This window comes from Streptomyces sp. NPDC058086, from assembly GCF_042885015.1.
In the GTDB taxonomy this organism is placed as follows: Bacteria; Actinomycetota; Actinomycetes; order Streptomycetales; family Streptomycetaceae; genus Streptomyces.
Window position 1 is genome coordinate 42213 of record NZ_JBHVST010000051.1, and the last position, 18376, is coordinate 60588.

Consider the following 18376-nt stretch of genomic DNA (forward strand, 5'->3'; position numbering starts at 1 on the left):
GTGCGCGGCCCTGCGCCGCGCACCCCGCCACGGGGCGGCTGTTGCCACCTCCGACGTGATCAGACGTCGATGCTGTTCGTCGGGGACTTCTCAGACGTCGGGGTCTTCGAAGCGTCTTCGGACGCTTCCAGCGCCGCCTGCTTCTTGGAGGCGATCAGGCTGGTGATCGTCGTGACGACCAGGACCGCGCAGATCACCCCGAGCGAGACCGGGATGGAGATCTCGGGGACGTGGACGCCGGACTCGTGCAGTGCGTGCAGCACCAGCTTGACGCCGATGAAGCCGAGGATGACGGACAGGCCGTAGCTGAGGTGGACCAGCTTCCTGAGCAGGCCGCCGATGAGGAAGTACAGCTGGCGCAGACCCATCAGCGCGAACGCGTTGGCCGTGAAGACGATGTACGGGTCCTGGGTCAGGCCGAAGATCGCGGGGATCGAGTCGAGCGCGAAGAGCACGTCCGTGGTGCCGATCGCGAGCATCACGACCAGCATCGGCGTCATGACGCGCTTGCCGTTCTGCTGGATCCACAGCTTGGTGCCGTGATAGCGGTCGGCCACGCCGAAGCGCTTCTCGGCGGCCTTGAGCAGCTTGTTCTCCTCGAACTCCTCCTCCGGCTCGTCGGCCCGCGCCTCCTGGATCAGCTTCCAGGCCGTGTAGATGAGGAACGCGCCGAATATGTAGAAGACCCAGGCGAAGTTGGAGATGATCGCGGCACCCGCGGCGATGAAGATCGTGCGCAGGACGAGCGCTATGAGGACGCCGACGAGAAGTACCCGCTGCTGGTACTGCGTCGGCACGGCGAACTTCGCCATGATCAGGACGAAGACGAAGAGGTTGTCGACGCTCAGCGACTTCTCGGTGATGAAGCCGGCGAAGAACTCTCCGGCGGGCTGGCCGCCGGAGAAGACGAGCAGTCCCAGGCCGAACAGTCCGGCCAGAGCGATCCAGACGATCGTCCAGATTCCGGCTTCCTTGATCGATACGTCGTGCGGCTTGCGACCGATGAAGAAGTCGACCGCGATGAGGGCGGCGAGGCCCACGATCGTGAGGACCCAAAGGGTCACGGAAACATTCACTGCGCCTCCGGCAGTCGTAACGGCAAATACCAGCGTCGTCGCTGCCGGAGGTCTCTTCCACCCGCGACCGAGGGGACGCGTGATGCGTCCGCGGTCCACGGGCCGACGCCCCGGGATCCGGTCGGATCCGTATTGACGGGGACGCCGCTACTGGTAGGGAGTACTCCCCTCCGTACGGAAGACAGTACCCGAAACACCAAGGAAAGGTAAAGCGATTAGTAAAAGGAAGGCCAAACACCCTGGTCAGGGCGCTTTACTGATGCTTGGTAAAGCCTTCTGGGGGTCAGCGGTTCCATGAGCGGCGGGCCACCGCCACCTGGGAGAGCACCTGCTGGAGCACCTGACTGCCCGGCGGGACGAGCGCGGGTTCGTACGTCCAGGCGTGTCCCACCCACGGGTCGGCGAGATGGTCGTCGGGCACCGGGGTGAGTCGCAACAGCGAACGCCAGAGAGGATCGAGCAGCGGCCCGTAGGCGGCGGCGTCCTCCCGGTCCGCGACCATCATCAGATGGACGCCGACGGCCGGTCCCTCGTCCGCGAGATAGCGCAACTGCGTCACGGCGCGGTCGTCGAAACCGTGCGGGAAGTCGTTGACGATCAGCAGCTGTTCGGCGGTGTCGAGGTCCGGCGGCAGCGAGTCGGCCACGCCGCCGCGCACCGCCATCTGCACCAGGTCGACACGCTGGGTGAGCCGGGCCAGCACCTCACCCACCCCCGCGGCACCGGCGGCGGGCGGACCGTCGAGGACTCCGGAACGCACCAGCGGCGCGAGAGACGAGACCGCCGAACCGGCCGGGTCGATCACGTGCACCGTGAACTCACCCGCGGGATAGACGGCGAGCAGCCGGGCGGCGTGCGCCACCGCCGTGTCCATGGCGAGTCGGCGCAGCTCGTCGGAGTCGGCGAACGGGTCGTCGAGGCCGGCTCGTCCGCTGTCGATCCACAGGCCACGTTCGAGCGGAAGCCGGACCAGCATCGGGATGCTCAGGTTCTCGCTCTCGGGCAACCGGAGGTCGCCGAGGCGCAGGGCCATGGGGATCTCCATGGGCACCCGGTAGCCGTGCCAGACCGGGTTGTCCCAGGACGCGTACGCAGCGGGCAGCGCGGGCTCGACCACCTCGGCCTCGGCCGCGAGCTGGGCGAGGTCCCGGTCGAGCGCGGCGCGGGCCTGGTCGACCAGGCCCGCGCGCTTGGCCTGGGCCGCCTCACGCGCGGCGTCGCCCTGACCGCCGATCCGGCTGCGCGGGTCGGACAGGACCTTGTCGAGCTCCTGCTCCATGCGTGAGTCGGCGAAGTCGACGGCACTGCGATACGCGGCCGTGGTGCGCGCCAGGTCCTCGAACATGCCCCACACCTGGTTGTAGAGCCGCTCCTCCATGGACCAGCCGGTCGCGTCACCGGCGACGGGCTGCGCGGACTGCCCCGGCGCGGCCGGTGGTGCGGTCGGCGGAGGCGGGGGCGGCGCGGCGGTCTGCCTGCCGGGGTGGCTGTAGTCGACCGGGCCGCCCGTGGGAGCGGAGGGCTGGGTGACGGCGGAGGTGTCGGGCTGCGCGGGGCCTGCCGGGTAGCCAGACTGCGGCACCGTGGCTCCTTGCGGACCCGGCGCGTCGTACGGGGACCGCGGCGGTACGGTCCCGGAGGCGCCCTGCGGTCCGGCGTACGGCTGGTCCGGTCCCGGGGCCGAGGCGGCCGCCTGCCGTGAGCGGTCGGTGTCCGCCATACGCGGCGGGGGTGCCGACACCGAGCGGGCCAGCCCCTGGGCCACCGCTTCGTTGATGCTGCCCGCGAGCTGCTGGGCCTCGGACAGGCCCTGGTCGGTGAGGAGTTCGGCGAGGCCGCCCGCGTAGCCCTGGCCGACCGCGCGTACCTTCCAGGCGCCCTGTCTGCGGTAGAGCTCCAGGGCGACGACGGCCGACTCCGTGTCCAGGCCGGTGATGGTGTAGCTGGCGACCTCGGAGCCGTCGAGGCCGGTGACGGCGAGGAAGGGGGCGGCGACGGCCCCGAACCGGACGGGGCCACCGACACCGGTCGGCAGTGCGAGCAGCACGCTGACGCGGTGCACGGTCCCCGGCAGGGCGTCCAGGTCGAACGCGAGGCGGTGGTCGGCCGCCGCCTGCTTGGAGACTTCGAGTCCGGGCAGGGTCGGCGCGCCCGGGTGAGCCACCCATTCGACGCCCCGGACCCTGCCCTGCTCGTCGCTGAGCGTGGCCCCGGCCACGATCGGCCGGCCGGCCGATACGCGGACCTCAAGACGGGCCTGGGAGAGCGGGTGGTTCTGCCCCCGGACCAGCTCGGCCGTCATCGCCTTGTCCCCCCGTGTCGCTTCGTGTGCCGGGCGCCGCGCTGCCTACAGGTGCGGCAGGATCGCGGGCATCAGGTCCTGGAAGGTACGGCCGTTGGCCGGTGTACCCAGGGCCGTCATCTGCCAGCCAGGGCCCGCGCGGTGCACCTTCGCCATGATCTGCGCCGTGTACTGGCCGCCGCCCGCGAGCGTGTAGCGGGCGAGCTCCTGGCCGTTGGTCTCGTCGACCAGACGGCAGAACGCGTTCTGCACTTCCTGGAACGTCTGGCCCGTGAAGGAGTTCACGGTGAAGATGATCTGGTCGATGTGGACCGGGACGCGCTGGAGGTCGACAAGGATCGCCTCGTCGTCGCCGCCCTGGCCCACGCCGCCGACCAGGTTGTCACCGGTGTGCCGCACGGATCCGTCGTCGCTGACGAGGTGACGGAAGAACACCACGTCGACGGGCTGCTTGTCCGCGAACAGCACGGCGGACGCGTCGAGGTCGATCTCCCGGGTGCGCGAACCGAACAGGCCGCGCCGGGGAGCCGCCTGCCAGCCGAGCCCCATGCGCACCGCGGTCAGGGTGCCCCCGTCGTTCTTCTGCAGACTGATGGCCTGACCCTTGGTCATGTTGACCGTCACGCGCTGTTCCCCTCTCGAGCTGTCCCCTGTTGCCGCGGAGTCCGCGGATGTCCAGAACCCTACGCAGCGCCGGCGACCGTGCCGAACCCTGGGGCGCGCTTTGTGTCGGTGTTGCAACACAGCGCGCATCCGCCGAGGTCCGGACCAGTAGACGGGGGCCTCAGGCCAGGCCCGCCTCCTTCATCTGACGCAGCTCCTTCTTCATCTCCGACACCTCGTCGCGCAGCCGTGCCGCGATCTCGAACTGGAGGTCGGCCGCGGCAGCCCGCATCCGCTCCGTCATCTCCTCGATCTGCTCGGTGAGTTCGGCCGCGGGGCGGTCGGTCGGCACCGTCTCCTTGGCCTTGCCCTTGGCGGACTTGGCCGCCTTCCCGCCGAGCGAGGGCACGGGGGCCTTGGCTCCCTTGCCGTCCTTGCCCTTGCGGTATCCGGAGCCGAGCAACTGCTCCGTGTCGACGTCCTCGCGGGCGATCTGCGCCACGATGTCGTTGATCTTCTTGCGGAGGGGCTGCGGGTCGATGCCCCTCTCCTCGTTGTAGGCGACCTGCTTCTCCCGGCGGCGGTTGGTCTCCTCGATGGCCTTCTCCATCGCCGGGGTGATCCGGTCGGCGTACATGTGGACCTGGCCGGAGACATTGCGCGCCGCACGGCCGATGGTCTGGATCAGCGAGGTGCCCGAGCGCAGGAAGCCCTCCTTGTCGGCGTCGAGGATCGACACCAGGGAGACCTCGGGCAGGTCGAGGCCCTCGCGCAGCAGGTTGATGCCGACCAGGACGTCGAACTCGCCCGAGCGCAGCTCGCGCAGCAGCTCGACGCGGCGCAGGGTGTCGACGTCGCTGTGCAGATAGCGCACCTGGATGCCGAGCTCCAGGAAGTAGTCGGTGAGGTCCTCGGCCATCTTCTTGGTGAGCGTGGTGACCAGGACACGCTCGTCCTTCTCGGTGCGCTCCCGGATCTCGTGCACCAGGTCGTCGATCTGGCCCTCGGTGGGCTTGACGACGACCTCGGGGTCGATCAGACCGGTGGGGCGGATGATCTGCTCGACAAAGCCGTCCCCGCGGGAGAGCTCGTACTTGCCGGGCGTCGCCGACAGGTAGACGGTCTGGCCGATGCGCTCCTGGAACTCCTCCCACTTCAGGGGGCGGTTGTCCAGGGCGGAGGGCAGCCGGAAGCCGTGGTCGACGAGGGTGCGCTTGCGGGAGGCGTCGCCCTCGTACATGGCGCCGATCTGCGGCACGGTGTTGTGCGACTCGTCGATGACGAGCAGGAAGTCGTCCGGGAAGTAGTCGATCAGCGTGTTCGGCGGGGAGCCGGGCTCACGGCCGTCGAAGTGCATCGAGTAGTTCTCGACGCCGGAGCAGGAGCCGATCTGGCGGAGCATCTCCAGGTCGTACGTCGTACGCATGCGCAGGCGCTGGGCCTCCAGGAGCTTGCCCTGCTTCTCCAGTTCGGCGAGGCGCTCCCCCAGTTCCTTCTCGATGTCGTTGGCGGCGCGCTCCAGGCGCTCGGGCCCCGCGATGTAGTGGGACGCCGGGAAGATATGCAGCGAGGTGTCGTCACTGATGACCTCGCCGGTGAGCGGGTGGAGCGTGGAGAGGGCCTCGATCTCGTCGCCGAACATCTCGATGCGGACGGCGAGTTCCTCGTAGACCGGGAAGATCTCGATGGTGTCGCCGCGGACCCGGAAGGTGCCGCGGGCGAACGCCACGTCGTTGCGCGTGTACTGGATGTCGACGAAGCGGCGCAGCAGGTCGTCGCGGTCGATCTCGTCGCCGACCTTGAGGCTGACCATCCGGTCGACGTACTCCTGCGGCGTGCCGAGGCCGTAGATGCAGGAGACCGAGGCGACCACTACAACGTCGCGGCGGGTGAGCAGCGAGTTGGTCGCGGAGTGGCGCAGGCGCTCGACCTCCTCGTTGATCGAGGAGTCCTTCTCGATGTAGGTGTCCGACTGCGGGACGTAGGCCTCGGGCTGGTAGTAGTCGTAGTACGAGACGAAGTACTCGACCGCGTTGTTCGGCAGCAGCTCGCGGAACTCGTTGGCCAGCTGGGCGGCCAGCGTCTTGTTCGGTGCCATGACGAGCGTGGGGCGCTGGAGCTTCTCGATCATCCACGCGGTGGTGGCGGACTTTCCGGTGCCGGTCGCGCCCAGCAGGACGACATCCTTCTCACCCGCGCGGATGCGCTTTTCCAGGTCGGCGATGGCCGCCGGCTGGTCACCGCTCGGCTGGTAGGGGCTGACGACCTCGAAGGGCGCCACCGAACGTTCGATCTTTGATACGGGCCGCATGGGTTCCACCGTACGACCCCGCACTGACAACGGGCCCGGATCACCGGTTCTGGGGGGTGCGTGAGCTGCGGTGGCCGCGCTCCCGGCCGGCGCGCGGCAGCGGACGGCGGCCGACGTACTGGGCCGTGGGGTGGGCCGGGACGCCGGGCCGGTGCTCCGTGGGCCTCCAGTCGGGTTTGCCCATGACCATCAGCGGGTCGAACATCACGACGACGCCCGCCAGACACAGGAAGACCAGCGGGCCGATCATCATGGGCGCGAGCAGTGCGGCGGCCGAGTCGCCACCGGGACTGCTGGACGTGCCATGGAGATGGACGCTGAGGGCGGCCATGCCCGTGTAGTGCATACCGCTGACGGCCAGCCCCATGACGAGGCTGGCGCCCACGCTCCAGAGGAATCCCCGGACCTGCCCCGCCGCCCACAGAGCGGCGGTGGCGGCGACGACGGCTATGACCACCGAGGCGGAGACGGTGAGGGTGTTGTACTCGAGGTTCCCGTTGAGGCGCATGCCGGCCATGCCCAGATAGTGCATCGAGGCGACTCCCAGACCGGTGATGGTGCCCCCGGTGAAGAGCGCCGTTCCGGTGGCGCCCCGGTAACCCACGATGAAGATCCCGATGCCGACCATCACGATGGCCACGCCCAGGCTCGCGAACGTCGTCGGCTTGTCGTAGTGGATCGGGGTCTCCTTTACGGTGAACCCCATCATGGCTATGAAATGCATGGTCCATATGCCCGAGGCGATCGCCACCGAGCCGAGCGCGAGCCAGCCGGCCCGCCAGGAGTGGGCGACGAGCATCGATCTGGTGGTGCAGCGCAGGCCGAGCGCTCCGCCCAGGCAGGCCATGAGGTACGCCACCAGCGGTGTGACGAGTCCGTAACTGAAGCCGTCGACCGTGCCCTGCATGCGCGGCTGCCCTTCCCGCCCTTTTACGCCAGAAATTCCCGGAAATGCCCCCACCCTCAGGACCGAAACAACGGCCGGGGTCGAGGCAGAGAGTATGACCCTCACCTGAATGGTCGAACGATTTTCCGGCAAAGAATCACGACCTCGCCGCACCTGTGTGATGCCGGTGAGCGGACTTGGTCAACTCCATTCAATCCGTGTCCATCCCGCACCCCTCCGTCGTTGACTCTCTGCTGTCACTCTTGACCTGTCTGTGATCGCTCGACGCGAGGAGTACGTATGCACGCGCGCGTTGCCGCCGCCACGACCGCCGCGTTTGTCGGGGGAACCGTCCTGATACTGCCCACCTCCCACGCACAGGCCGGCTCCCTGCGCAGAGCTCCGGTGATCGTCTCGCACCGCGGAGCGTCCGCCTACGCGCCCGAGAACACCCTCGCCTCCATCGACAAGGCGGCCGCGATGGGCTTCGGCTGGGTCGAGAACGACGTCCAGCGCACCAAGGACGGCGAGCTCGTCGTGCTCCACGACGCAAGCCTGGCGCGTACGACCGACGTCAAGAAGGTCTATCCCCGCCGGGCTCCCTGGAAGGTCAAGGACTTCACCGCGGCGGAGATCGCGCGCCTGGACGCGGGGAGCTGGTTCGGTCGCCGGTACGCGGGCACACGTGTGCCGACGCTGAAGCAGTACATGAACCGCGTCTCGCACAATCACCAGAAGCTCGTGCTGGAGATCAAGAACCCCGAGCTCTATCCCGGTATCGAGGGGCAGACCCTCAAGGTCCTGAGCAACGAAGGCTGGCTGGATCCGGACCATCTCAGGAACCGGCTGGTCGTCCAGAGCTTCAGCGAGCAGAGCGTGCGGACGGTCCACGAACTGCGTCCGGGAATCACGACGGCCTTCCTGGGCAAGCCGTCGCTCGCGCGCCTGCACGAGTTCGCACGGTTCGCCGATCTGATCAACCCGGACCATACCTCCCTCTCGTCCGGCTATGTCTCCGCGGTCCACTCGTTCGTCGGACCGCACCGCCGGCCGATGGAGGTCTTCGCCTGGACCATCGACGACGCGGACACCGCGCGGCGCCTGGCGGGTTACGGCGTGGACGGCGTGATCACGAACAAGCCCGACGTGATCCGGAGCGCTCTGCAACAGACCTGAACGGGTTGCCGGCGGGCCTCTCGCCCGTGGTGCGGACGCCGGGCGGCGTCCGTGCCGCGGGCATTGTCAGTGGCGGATCGTACGGTGGATCGCATGAACAGCGATGGGCAGGACGAACAGCGGGTCGTATGGGCCGTCGTCGGCACGGACATCGGTCCGCTGCTGCTGGCGGCGACACCGGACGGCCTGGTGAACGTGGTCTTCCACGCCACGGACGCGGTGCGCGACCAGGCGCTCCAGCGGCTCGCCGCGCGTCTGGGCACCGAGCCGGTCGAGGCACCCGGGTCACCGCTCCTGGCCGAGTCGATACGCCAGGTCGCGGCGTACTTCGCGGGCGAGCGGCGGGACTTCGAGCTGCCGCTCGACTGGTCGCTGATCTCCGGGTTCAACCGTCAGGTGCTGCGCGAGCTGGCCGCGGGAGTTCCGTACGGCGGGGTCGTGGGCTATGGCGATCTGGCCCGGCGGGTCGGCCAGCCGGGCGCGGCGCAGGCCGTGGGCGTGGCCATGGGCTCGAACCCGCTGCCGGTCGTCGTGCCGTGCCATCGGGTGGTGGAGAGCGACGGCGGCATCGGGGGGTTCGGAGGCGGCCTGGAGACCAAGCGGAAGCTGCTGGCGCTGGAAGGGGTGCTGCCGGAGCCGTTGTTCTGACGGGCGGGGCTGGCGGCTGGCGGCTGGCGGCTGTGTACGGTGCCTGGCGTGCCCGGTGCGGGCTGCCGTACCTGCCGTACCTGCCGTACCTGCGGAGCCGACAGCGCTCATCGCTCGCGATATCCCTTGTTCATCTGGGGGCGCGGGCTGGAAACTGCGCCGGTGACCCGAACCGATTCCAGCGCATCCCGGTGTTCGCCGTGACCTCCGTCGAGCGGCAGCTCGCCGTGCCCGTGGACGCCGAGGAGATACCGGCGCTGCGGCGCCGCATCACCGCCGTACTCATCGCCGGTCAGATCCTCGGCGGGCTCGGCGTCGCCACCGGCATCGCGCTCGCCACCGTGCTGGCCAAGCAGGTCAGCGGCACCGAGTCGCTCTCCGGGCTCGCGCCCACCGCGACGGTCACCGGGACGGCGGTGCTCTCCGTGCCGCTGGCCGCGCTGATGACCGCGCGAGGACGCCGACCGGGCCTGGTGCTGGCGTACCTCATCGGGGCGTCGGGAGCGGGCGTCGTCGTGGTCGCCGCGTGCCTGGGGAGCTTTCCGCTGCTGCTGCTCGGCATGGCGGGCTTCGGCGCGGCCTCGTCGGCGAACCTCCAGGCGCGGTTCGCGGCCGCCGATCTGGCCGAGCCGCAGCGGCGTGCCCGGGCCATCTCGAACGTGGTGTGGGCGACCACGATCGGAGCGGTGCTGGGGCCCAACATCGCCGCGCCCGCCGGACGCAGCGTCTCCGGGCTCGGGATACCCGAGGCAGCGGGGCCGTTCCTCTGGGCGGCCGGGGTCTTCCTCCTCTCCGCGCTGCTGGTGGCCGTACTGCTGCGTCCCGATCCCCTGCTGACCGCCCGGGCGCTGGCACCCGTCGAGGAGCAGTCGGCTCAGGCGCGTTCCATCCGCGCCGGTTTCGCCGCGGTCGCCGCCTCGCCACGGGCCAGGCTGGCGCTCGTGACAGTGGCCGTCTCACACACCGCGATGGTCTCGATCATGTCGATGACCCCCGTCGACCTCGGACACCACGGGGCGAGCATCGATCTGATCGGGCTGGTGATCAGTGGCCACATCGCGGGCATGTACGCGTTCTCGCCCCTCATGGGGCGGCTCTCGGACCGGCTCGGGCGGCTCTCCGGGATCGGGCTCGCCGTGGGCCTGCTGGCCTGCGCTGCGCTCCTCGCGGGCACGGCGGGCGGCAGCCACGGGCAGATCGCCGCAGGGCTCTTCGTACTGGGCCTCGGCTGGTCGTCCGGGCTCGTGTCCGGCTCGGCGCTCCTGACGGACTCGGTGCCCCAGGCCGCGCGGGCCGCCGCCCAGGGGGTGTCCGACCTGACCATGAACACGGCGGCCGGTGTCGGTGGGGCGACCGCCGGTCTCGTCGTCGCACAGGCGAGCTACGGGTGGCTGAACCTCCTCGCCGCGTGCCTGCTGGTGCCGCTGGGCGGGCTGGCGCTGTTCACGCGGCGCCGAGGCCGAAGCCGCCGGTGAGCGCCTAACGGCCTCAGAGGCTGATGTGGTACGCCTTGCGGAGCGTCTCGTGCACGGTCCACGTCGTACGGTCGCCCTCGCGCAGCACGGCCGCGTCGCCCGGACCCACCTCGATCACGTCACCGCCCTCGACCTCGATCGTGGCGCGGCCACTGACGACGACGAAGAGTTCGTTGGCCTCGGTGTCCGTGACCACGCCGGGCGTGATCTGCCAGATGCCGCGCAGTTGCTTGCCGTCGGCCGACTCCCACAGGACCTTGCCGCTCACCACCGGGTCGCCGGAGACGATCTGAGCCGGGTCCAGGGGCTCCGGTTCCAGCTCGGCGTCGGGGATGTGCACGGCGAAGGACGGGGTGGCCTGCGTGTTCATGGTCATGAGCGGTCACCTTAAGGGCATGCGAGAAAGCCTCACGCGCAGGGTGGCCGGAAGGCCCGGAACCTAGTCGTAGTGGCGTGCCTCGAAGACGTTTCCGTCCGGGTCCTGGAAGTAGAAGCTGCGCTTGGCCATGCCACGGGCGCCGAAGGAGTCGTACGAGAAGCCCGAAAGGGGGACGGACCGTTCCTCCAGACGTGTGTGCAGCGCGTCGAAATCGGCTTTCCGGAAGGACAGGCACACGTGGTTGACCGGGTGCCCCGCGCTGTCCGCGGCGCCCGGGATCATGTTCATGTACGCGGCCATGGGAAGGGCCATGAGGTCGACAATGGTCTCTTCGTTGAGGCGCACGGAGGGAAACGGTGCCTTCCCCTGCGCGTATTCGGCGACCCTCACGGGTTCCAGGCCGACCGTCTTCTCGTAGAAGTCGGCCGAGGCGACCGGATCGCGCACCCAGAGGACGACATGGTCAAGACGTGCCGAGTTGTCCGTCATGCCCCCAGGCTGGTGTCGTACGCCGCGGGTCGCAAGGGTTTGACCGGGCGCACCGCCCGCCAGAGATGAGGAAAGGCGACAGACAGGAGGCAGGCACGTGATCGTGGTGTCCGAAGAGGTGCGGGAAGCGCTCGACGCGCGCCGGCCGGTGGTGGCCCTGGAGTCGACGATCATCGCGCACGGGCTGCCCCGCCCGCGCAATCTGCAGGTCGCGCTGGAGCTGGAGGACGTCGTACGGCAGGAGGGCGCCGTACCGGCGACGATCGCCGTGCTGGACGGGCGGCCCCATGTCGGACTGGACAAGGAGCAGTTGGAGCGGGTCGCCAACGCGGACGGGATCCGCAAGCTGGGGCACCGCGATCTGCCACTCGCGGTGGCGGCGGGCGCGAGCGGCGCGACGACCGTGTCGGCGACGGCGTTGCTGGCCGCTCTCGCGGGTGTCCGCGTGTTCGCGACGGGCGGCCTCGGCGGGGTGCACCGGGAGTGGACGCTGACGCAGGACGAGTCGGCGGACCTGGGTCTGCTGGCGCGGACCCGGATCACGGTGGTGTGCGCGGGCGTCAAGTCGATCCTGGACGTGCCGGCGACGCTGCAGCGCCTGGAGACACTGGGCGTCGCGGTGGCCGGGTACGGCACGGCTCGCTTCCCCGGCTTCTATCTGTCCGACTCGGGGCATCCCGTGGACTGGACGCTGGACTCCCCCGGGCAGGTGGCGGACGTCATGCGCGCGCAGGACGCGCTGGGCGGCCCGGAATCGGCGCTCATCGTGGCGAACCCGGTCCCCGAGGAGGAGCAGCTCGATCCCGCGCTCCACGCGCGCGTGCTCGCCGAGGCGTTGCGGGCGTGCGAGGCGGAGGGCGTGAGCGGGCAGGCCGTGACGCCGTTCCTGCTCGACCATCTGGTGCGGCACACCGACGGCGCGTCGCTGAGCGCCAATCTGGCGGCGGTGCGCGGCAACGTACGACTCGCGGGACGGATCGCGGCGGCCTGGGCCGGGGCGTGAACGGGACGGATCGCGACGGCGGCCCGGACCGGGGCGCGAACCGGGCGGACCGGGGCGGTGCCGGGCGGGACGCGGGTCCGGCGCCGGGGGCGCTGCTCGTCATCGGTGACGTGGTCACGGACATCGTCGCCCGGCACCACGGGCCGCTCGCGGCGGGCACCGACACGGCCGCCGCGATCCGTACCCTGCCGGGCGGAGCCGGCGCCAACGTCGCGTGCTGGGCCGCGCATCGGGGCTGTGCGGAGGTGCGGCTGCTGGGCCGGGTGGGGGCGGATGCCGCCGCTTGGCACGAGCGTGAGCTGGTGGCCTGCGGCGTACGCCCCCTCCTCGTCGTCGATCCGCAGGCGCCGACGGGGACGGTGATCTGCCTGGTGGACCAGGGTGCCTCGGCCGAGCGGACGTTCCTCACCGACAGCGGGGCCTCCCTGCGGCTCGGCCCCGACGACTGGTCGCCCGCGCTGCTCGACGGTGTCGCGCGGCTGCATCTGTCCGGCTATCTGTTCTTCTCCGAGCCGAGCCGGGCGCTGGTGTCGGTGGCCCTGGAGTCGGCACGCGCGCGGGGGGTACCGGTCAGCCTGGACCCCGCGTCGGCGGGGTTCCTCACGGAACTGGGCGTGGACCGCTTCCTCGCGCTCGCCGAGGGCGTCGATCTGCTGCTGCCCAGTCGCGACGAGGCGTTCCTGCTGACGGGCCTGCCCGATCCGGCGGACGCGGCGGCCAAGTTGAGCCGCCACGTCCCCCTGGTCGTCGCGAAGCAGGGCCCCGACGGGGCCCTGGTGGCCCGCTCGGGTGCCGTACGGGCCCACGTCCCGGCGGTGCCCGCGAACCCTCGCGACACCACGGGTGCCGGCGACGCCTTCACCGGAGCGTTCCTCGCCGCCCTTCTCGCGGGCGCCGAGCCCGAGGCGGCGGCGGTGGAGGGGTGCAGCGCGGGGGCGATGGCGGTGGAGCGGGTCGGGGGCAGGCCCGAGGGGGCGCGGGTCCGGTAGTGGCGCTACTTGCGTCCCCAGGCCGAGATCATCGGCGCGGTCGCCAGGTCCATCGAGCCGGAGGCCACGTTGGCCAGATGCCGGTCGATGTCCCCGTCGGTGGCGAGTCCCGCGGTGACGAGCTGGTCGCGGATCTGACGGATCGTCGCGGACTCGAGGTCCGCGCAGGCGGTCGAGGTGACGGGGAAGTACGCGTCGGCCTCCACCTCGCGCAGTCCCGCCTCCCGCAGCAGGCGAGGGAGTTTACGGCCGTAGGAGAGGTCGGCGCCGCGCTCGGCGAGCAGCTTGCGGAAGCCGTTCCTCAGCCGGTTCGCGAGCTGTTGCTCGGGGCCGTGTTCGTCGGGGCAGAGCAGCGGTTGCAGCGCGGGGTCGGCGTCCTCGATGAGAAGCCGTCCACCGGGCCGCAGTGACTTGACCATCGACCGCAACGCCCGCTCCCGGTCCGGTACATGGACCAGCACGAGCCGTGCGTGCACGAGGTCGAAGCCCTCCCCCGGCGGTTCCTCGGCGCCCACGTCGTGCACCCGGATCTCGACCGGCGGGCGGGCCGCGGAGGCCGCCCACGACGTGTCGATGTCGGTCGCGACGACCCGCCCGGTCGGGCCGACCTTCTTGGCGAGCCAGGACACCACGGACGTTCCGCCCGCGCCGACCTCCCAGCAGCGCCAGCCGGACCCGATGCCGAAGCGCTCGATGTGCCGGAAGGTCGTGGGGTCGAAGAGAGTGGCGAAGGCGTCGAAGCGCTTTCCCGCCTCGGTCTGCCGGTTGTCGAGGAGATAGCCGTCGGTTTGCGTCATACGGCGATCATCCCAGTTGACCGGCTTGTCCGGAATCGCCGACGCTCCCGTTCTCCCCACCCGTGCGTCACCGCGGGCACCGACCTCCTCTGACGCTCGGACAGCAACCCTGCCCGGTCCGGCCCGAGACCGCCCGGCACCACCGAAACGAAGTGGAACATTCCGTTCCCACAGGCTTTCCCGGCGAACGAAAGGGACTGGCAGACTTGCACGCCAGGGCGCGAAGTACGGCGCGGGGAGATCCACGCAAGGAGTTCCGGATGTCCATGGCAGGGAATCTGCGGAAGGTCACGGGCCTCGGCAAGGTCGGCGGCCTCCGTAAGGTGGCGCGGCTGGCCCGGCGGCGTACCCGTGTCGACCTGAGTCACCACGCCCGGTCCCCGCTGGGCACGGCGGTGGTGAACTGCGTGGCGTACCAGGACGGCGCCATGGTCCCGGGCGGACGCGATCTCGTCGAGACCGTGGAGCGGATCCGCAAGAGCGACGAGGGCTTCGTCTGGCTCGGGCTGCACGAGCCCACGGACCAGGAGTTCGCCGGCATCGCCGACCTCTTCGACCTGCACCCGCTGGCCGTCGAGGACGCGGTGGAGGCCCATCAGCGGCCGAAGCTGGAGCGGTACGGCGACACACTCTTCGCGGTGTTCAAAACGGTCTGCTACGTCGAGCACAAGGAGCTGACGGCGACCAGCGAGGTGGTGAACACCGGCGAGATCATGGTCTTCGTCGGGTCCGACTTCGTCATCACCGTGCGGCACGGACGGCACGGGTCGCTGGGGCCGCTGCGCGAGGAGCTGGAGGCGGACGCCCGTCAGCTCGCCAAGGGGCCGGCCGCGGTGCTGCACGCGATCGCGGACCATGTGGTCGACGACTACGTGCATGTCACGGACTCGGTCCAGGAGGACATCGACCAGGTCGAGGCCGATGTGTTCGCCGAGAACGGCGCGCGGGCGGACGCGGGCCGCATCTACCAGCTCAAGCGCGAACTCCTCGAACTGAAGCGGGCGGTGGTGCCGCTCGCCCGCCCCGTCCAGGAGCTCGCCACCCGGCCGATACGGGTGATCGCCCCGGAGATACAGGCGTACTTCCGGGACGTCTCCGACCATCTGCTCCGGGTCACCGAGCAGATCGCCGCCTTCGACGAACTGCTCAACTCGATCCTGCAGGCGCACCTCGCGCAGGTGACGGTGGCACAGAACGAGGACATGCGGAAGATCACGGCATGGGCGGCGGTCATCGCCGTACCGACGATGGTCTGCGGGCTCTACGGCATGAACTTCGACCACATGCCGGAGCTGCACTGGCGGTTCGGTTACCCCATAGTCATCGGCGTGATCACCCTCGCCTGCCTCGTCCTGTACCGGGGGTTCCGGCGCAACGGCTGGCTGTGAGAGTGGTGAGCCGCTCCTCGCCCGGCACGGCCGGCCGGGCGGGAGTGCGCGCTCATGACCCTTCCGGTCGGAAGAGTCCGCGCGGTCAGCGCAACGCGCTCCTCGCGTAGACGCTCTCGACCCACGCGGCGAGCTGTTCGTCCGTCAGATGCTGGGCCAGGTCGGCCTCGCTGATCATGCCGACGAGGCGTTTGTTCTCGATCACGGGAAGCCGGCGGATCTGGTGCCCCTTCATCTCCTGGAGCACCTCGCCGACATCGGCGCCCGACTCGATCCAGCGGGGGGTGCCCTGGGCCATCTCGCCCGCGGTGACCTGGGCCGGGTCGTGGCCCATGGCGACACAGCCGACGACGATGTCGCGGTCGGTGAGGATGCCGCAGAGCCGTTCGTTCTCGTCACTGATGGGCAGCGCGCCCACGTTGAGCTCCCGCATCAGCTGGGCTGCGCGGTCCAGGGTCTCGTGAGCGGGGATCCACTGGGCACCACGGTGCATGATGTCTCCGGCGGTGGTCATGAAGTACCTCCCGGTGCCGGACGGCCGGCGCGGCGCGGAACACACCGCTAGTCCCGGCGCCCTACATTCTTGCCGTGTCCCCAGGGACGCGCACCCGGAAGTCCGGGATGCGTTTGCGTGGCAGCCGCTCAGCCGTTCCAGGCCGGGTGGCGGGGATCGTCGGCGCGGACCAGGACGTCGGCCGTGGCGCCCGGGTCCACTTCCGTCTCGTAGCGCTCGAAGGCGGGCAGGGTCCAGTGCTCGGGTTCCGGAGTGCGGCGGCGAAGGGCGCCCGGGGAGAGGAGGACGTGGACGCTCAGGTCGAACGGGAACCAGTGCCGCAGCAGGAAGGGGCCGTGGAGCAACAGCACCCCGCCGGGAGGGAGCTGGACATGGGGGCTGCGGGTGGCGCGGTCGGTGGCCGGGTCCCAGAGGTCGGGCAGGACGCGGCCGTCACCGCCGGGGTCGAGCGGGCCGAAGACCTCCCGCCACAGGGCGCCGGTGTCGACCCAGCCGTTGTAGTACGCCTCGGCGTCCTCGTGACCGTATTCGAGCCGCAGTGACGCGGGGCGCAGGAAGCCCTCCGTGCCGACGACGAGCGAGGACCGGCCGCGTATGCGCAGCGCCTCACAGACGCGCTGCGCGAGGTCACCGGGGTGGGCGGCGGGGGCTCCGTCGAAAGCGATCCGCGGCCACGGACTGCCGTCGTCCGGTTTCAGGTCGAGCAGGCGCTCGGCGAGGAGGTCGCCGAGCCGTTCCCAGGTGATCGCTTCGAGTCGCACAGGCCCATGATGCCGCGATCACGAGTCGCTCTCGTGGGCGCGGCGAGCGGCGAGGGCCAGGGGGCGGGGCGGGGCGGGGCGAGAAGAGGGTGGGGGGAGGGGGCGGGGGGAGGGCCCCAGGGGGCGGGGGTCGAGGAGGAGGCGGTGTCGAGAAGGCGGCGGCATCGCGTAGGGAGCCGCCCCCGACGGGGGAATGAACGACCTATGGCACCGATCGCAACTCCCCCGCCCCGTGGCGGACTTCTCGTCATCCAGCCGCTCAAGAAGCGGCTCTGTGCCGAGTGCCGGAGCGGGCCGTTGGCGCTGCTGGTGCTGGAGGAGGGGGAGCCACGCTGTCTGGACTGCGTGGACCTGGGGCACCTGGTGTTCCTGCCGCGGGGCGACACCGCGCTGACGCGCCGGTCGCGGGAGGGCAGCGCGCTGTCGGCGGTGGTGGTGCGCTTCAACCGGCGGCGGAGCCGCTACGAGCGGCAGGGCGTCCTCGTCGAGGAGGCGGCGCTCGCCCGGGCCGAGGAGCGGTGCCTGGCGGACGCGGAGGCGCGACGGCGGCGCCGGGCACGGGACGCGCGGCGGCGGGAGGCGGAGGATCTGCGGTTCACGGAGGCGTTCGCGCGGGAGATACGCGGGCTTTTCCCCGGCTGTCCTGCCGACCGGGCGCGGGCGATCGCCGCGCACGCCTCGGTGCGCGGGAGCGGCCGGGTGGGGCGCAGCGCCGCGGGCCGTGCGCTGTCCGAGGCCGCGGTGACGGCTGCGGTCCGTGCCGCCGTACGGCACACGGACACTCCGTACGACCAGTTGCTGATGAGTGGCGTGCCGCGGCACGAGGCACGCCGGCGGATCGCGGCCGCGGTGGAGGCGCGGCTCCAGGGGTGGCACGACGAGCTCGCGGCACGCGCGTGACGGCGTGCCACCCGGCGAGGGCGTAGCCACCAGGTTCTGGACGCTCGCGCATGCCGCCGCGCCCCTCGGCCATGGTCACTGTGGCAGTGCGGGATTTCACTTGTGGTGACGGTGGGTGGCGTGCAGGATCTTGGGCTTCGGGGAGCGACGGGGGAGTTGTCATGATCGATGGACCGTATTTCGTGCTGACCGTGCTGGGGGTGCTCGGCTGCGGGCTGGTGGCCGGGGTGTTCTGCGGGTTCTCGACGTTCGTGATGCGGGGGCTCGCCGAGTTGCCGCCCGCGCAGGGCGTGGCGGCGATGAACGCGATCAACGTGGCCGCGGTGCGCCCGGCGTTCATGCTCGTGTTCGTCGGGTCGGCGGGGCTGTGTGCCGTGCTCGCCGTGGTCACCTTCGTGCTGCTGCCCGACGGGGGGACGGTGGAGCTGTTGCTGGGCAGCGCGCTGTATCTGTTCGGGACGTTCGGGGTGACGGTCGTCGCGAATGTCCCGCGCAATGACGCGCTGCTGAGGATGGACCCGGGTACGCCGGAGGCGGCCGTGTACTGGCGTTCGTACGTGCGTGAGTGGACGCTGTGGAACCACGTTCGCGCGGTCGCTTCGGCCGCCGCGGCGGTCTCGTACACGCTGGCCCTCACCTGAGGCTGCCACCAGCCACGACCGGGGCCCGCAGCTGAGCG

Annotated in this window: 18 protein-coding genes; 8 read left to right on the forward strand and 10 right to left on the reverse strand. The window is 70.5% G+C overall.

Going from position 1 to position 18376, the window contains the following annotated elements:
• Window positions 1-59: 59 nt before the first annotated feature.
• The 5 genes from ACFVWD_RS32515 to ACFVWD_RS32535 all read right to left on the reverse strand — a co-directional run bounded on the left by ACFVWD_RS32515 (window position 60) and on the right by ACFVWD_RS32535 (window position 7199).
• On the reverse strand, window positions 60-1076 hold the full coding sequence (locus ACFVWD_RS32515; RefSeq protein WP_389601292.1) for a TerC family protein: 1017 nt from the start codon (window positions 1074-1076) through the stop codon (window positions 60-62).
• A 283-nt stretch (window positions 1077-1359) separates the two neighbouring features.
• A complete protein-coding gene (locus tag ACFVWD_RS32520; protein WP_389601293.1) occupies window positions 1360-3378 on the reverse strand; it encodes a TerD family protein in 2019 nt (672 codons plus the stop codon).
• A gap of 45 nt (window positions 3379-3423) precedes the next feature.
• Window positions 3424-4002, reverse strand: a complete 579-nt coding sequence (locus tag ACFVWD_RS32525; protein ID WP_054235941.1) for a TerD family protein — start codon at window positions 4000-4002, stop codon at window positions 3424-3426.
• A 160-nt stretch (window positions 4003-4162) separates the two neighbouring features.
• The gene (gene uvrB, locus ACFVWD_RS32530; RefSeq protein ID WP_389601294.1) at window positions 4163-6292 is read right to left on the reverse strand and encodes an excinuclease ABC subunit UvrB; all 2130 of its coding nucleotides are present in this window, start codon (window positions 6290-6292) and stop codon (window positions 4163-4165) included.
• Between the two features lie 40 nt (window positions 6293-6332).
• The gene (locus ACFVWD_RS32535; RefSeq protein ID WP_389601295.1) at window positions 6333-7199 is read right to left on the reverse strand and encodes an MHYT domain-containing protein; all 867 of its coding nucleotides are present in this window, start codon (window positions 7197-7199) and stop codon (window positions 6333-6335) included.
• A gap of 279 nt (window positions 7200-7478) precedes the next feature.
• On the opposite strand from ACFVWD_RS32535, the gene ACFVWD_RS32540 reads away from it, so the two are divergent.
• The 3 genes from ACFVWD_RS32540 (at window position 7479) to ACFVWD_RS32550 (ending at window position 10477) form a co-directional block, all read left to right on the forward strand.
• Entirely contained in the window at window positions 7479-8354 is an 876-nt protein-coding gene (locus ACFVWD_RS32540; protein WP_389601297.1) for a glycerophosphodiester phosphodiesterase, read from the forward strand.
• A gap of 93 nt (window positions 8355-8447) precedes the next feature.
• Entirely contained in the window at window positions 8448-9002 is a 555-nt protein-coding gene (locus tag ACFVWD_RS32545; RefSeq protein WP_389601299.1) for a methylated-DNA--[protein]-cysteine S-methyltransferase, read from the forward strand.
• Window positions 9003-9202: 200 nt separating this feature from the next.
• Window positions 9203-10477: an MFS transporter gene (locus ACFVWD_RS32550; RefSeq protein WP_168508086.1), complete on the forward strand. Its 1275-nt coding sequence runs from the start codon at window positions 9203-9205 to the stop codon at window positions 10475-10477.
• Between the two features lie 13 nt (window positions 10478-10490).
• Here ACFVWD_RS32550 and ACFVWD_RS32555 read toward each other — a convergent pair whose 3' ends face one another.
• Window positions 10491-10853 carry a cupin domain-containing protein gene (locus tag ACFVWD_RS32555; protein ID WP_389601300.1) on the reverse strand — a complete coding sequence of 121 codons (363 nt, stop codon included), beginning with the start codon at window positions 10851-10853 and terminating at the stop codon, window positions 10491-10493.
• Between the two features lie 63 nt (window positions 10854-10916).
• Window positions 10917-11345, reverse strand: coding sequence for a VOC family protein (locus ACFVWD_RS32560; protein WP_389601302.1), 429 nt, complete (start codon window positions 11343-11345; stop codon window positions 10917-10919).
• 97 nt (window positions 11346-11442) lie between these two features.
• On the opposite strand from ACFVWD_RS32560, the gene ACFVWD_RS32565 reads away from it, so the two are divergent.
• The gene (locus ACFVWD_RS32565) at window positions 11443-12348 is read left to right on the forward strand and encodes a pseudouridine-5'-phosphate glycosidase (protein ID WP_389601304.1); all 906 of its coding nucleotides are present in this window, start codon (window positions 11443-11445) and stop codon (window positions 12346-12348) included.
• A gap of 92 nt (window positions 12349-12440) precedes the next feature.
• Window positions 12441-13337: a carbohydrate kinase family protein gene (locus ACFVWD_RS32570; protein ID WP_389601349.1), complete on the forward strand. Its 897-nt coding sequence runs from the start codon at window positions 12441-12443 to the stop codon at window positions 13335-13337.
• Window positions 13338-13342: 5 nt separating this feature from the next.
• On the opposite strand, the gene ACFVWD_RS32575 is transcribed toward ACFVWD_RS32570, so the two are convergent.
• Window positions 13343-14134, reverse strand: coding sequence for a methyltransferase domain-containing protein (locus tag ACFVWD_RS32575; RefSeq protein ID WP_389601306.1), 792 nt, complete (start codon window positions 14132-14134; stop codon window positions 13343-13345).
• Window positions 14135-14394: 260 nt separating this feature from the next.
• Here ACFVWD_RS32575 and corA point away from each other — a divergent pair, with 260 nt between their 5' ends.
• Window positions 14395-15522 (forward strand): magnesium/cobalt transporter CorA, encoded by a 1128-nt coding sequence (corA, locus tag ACFVWD_RS32580; protein WP_389601307.1) that lies wholly within the window; start codon window positions 14395-14397, stop codon window positions 15520-15522.
• 85 nt (window positions 15523-15607) lie between these two features.
• Here the strand turns inward: corA and ACFVWD_RS32585 are convergent, their stop codons facing one another.
• Together ACFVWD_RS32585 and ACFVWD_RS32590 are read right to left on the reverse strand one after the other, a co-directional pair.
• Window positions 15608-16036 carry a CBS domain-containing protein gene (locus ACFVWD_RS32585; RefSeq protein ID WP_095855260.1) on the reverse strand — a complete coding sequence of 143 codons (429 nt, stop codon included), beginning with the start codon at window positions 16034-16036 and terminating at the stop codon, window positions 15608-15610.
• Between the two features lie 128 nt (window positions 16037-16164).
• Window positions 16165-16797 (reverse strand): uridine kinase, encoded by a 633-nt coding sequence (locus ACFVWD_RS32590; protein ID WP_389601309.1) that lies wholly within the window; start codon window positions 16795-16797, stop codon window positions 16165-16167.
• Window positions 16798-17001: 204 nt separating this feature from the next.
• Here ACFVWD_RS32590 and ACFVWD_RS32595 point away from each other — a divergent pair, with 204 nt between their 5' ends.
• Together ACFVWD_RS32595 and ACFVWD_RS32600 are read left to right on the forward strand one after the other, a co-directional pair.
• Complete coding sequence (locus tag ACFVWD_RS32595) at window positions 17002-17697, forward strand: DUF2293 domain-containing protein (RefSeq protein WP_389601311.1); 696 nt, start codon at window positions 17002-17004, stop codon at window positions 17695-17697.
• Window positions 17698-17858: 161 nt separating this feature from the next.
• Entirely contained in the window at window positions 17859-18338 is a 480-nt protein-coding gene (locus ACFVWD_RS32600) for a DUF1772 domain-containing protein (RefSeq protein WP_389601313.1), read from the forward strand.
• The last annotated feature ends 38 nt before the right edge of the window (window positions 18339-18376 follow it).

What these genes read in the sequence shown, in the direction of transcription:
- corA (WP_389601307.1), top strand. Translation starts at nt 14,395, where the DNA reads ATGTCCATGGCAGGGAATCTGCGGAAGGTCACGGGCCTCGGCAAGGTC.
- ACFVWD_RS32585 (WP_095855260.1), bottom strand. Translation starts at nt 16,036, where the DNA reads ATGACCACCGCCGGAGACATCATGCACCGTGGTGCCCAGTGGATCCCC.
- ACFVWD_RS32560 (WP_389601302.1), bottom strand. Translation starts at nt 11,345, where the DNA reads ATGACGGACAACTCGGCACGTCTTGACCATGTCGTCCTCTGGGTGCGC.
- ACFVWD_RS32540 (WP_389601297.1), top strand. Translation starts at nt 7,479, where the DNA reads ATGCACGCGCGCGTTGCCGCCGCCACGACCGCCGCGTTTGTCGGGGGA.
- ACFVWD_RS32555 (WP_389601300.1), bottom strand. Translation starts at nt 10,853, where the DNA reads ATGACCATGAACACGCAGGCCACCCCGTCCTTCGCCGTGCACATCCCC.
- ACFVWD_RS32600 (WP_389601313.1), top strand. Translation starts at nt 17,859, where the DNA reads ATGATCGATGGACCGTATTTCGTGCTGACCGTGCTGGGGGTGCTCGGC.
- ACFVWD_RS32575 (WP_389601306.1), bottom strand. Translation starts at nt 14,134, where the DNA reads ATGACGCAAACCGACGGCTATCTCCTCGACAACCGGCAGACCGAGGCG.
- ACFVWD_RS32545 (WP_389601299.1), top strand. Translation starts at nt 8,448, where the DNA reads ATGAACAGCGATGGGCAGGACGAACAGCGGGTCGTATGGGCCGTCGTC.
- uvrB (WP_389601294.1), bottom strand. Translation starts at nt 6,292, where the DNA reads ATGCGGCCCGTATCAAAGATCGAACGTTCGGTGGCGCCCTTCGAGGTC.
- ACFVWD_RS32535 (WP_389601295.1), bottom strand. Translation starts at nt 7,199, where the DNA reads ATGCAGGGCACGGTCGACGGCTTCAGTTACGGACTCGTCACACCGCTG.
- ACFVWD_RS32520 (WP_389601293.1), bottom strand. Translation starts at nt 3,378, where the DNA reads ATGACGGCCGAGCTGGTCCGGGGGCAGAACCACCCGCTCTCCCAGGCC.
- ACFVWD_RS32595 (WP_389601311.1), top strand. Translation starts at nt 17,002, where the DNA reads ATGGCACCGATCGCAACTCCCCCGCCCCGTGGCGGACTTCTCGTCATC.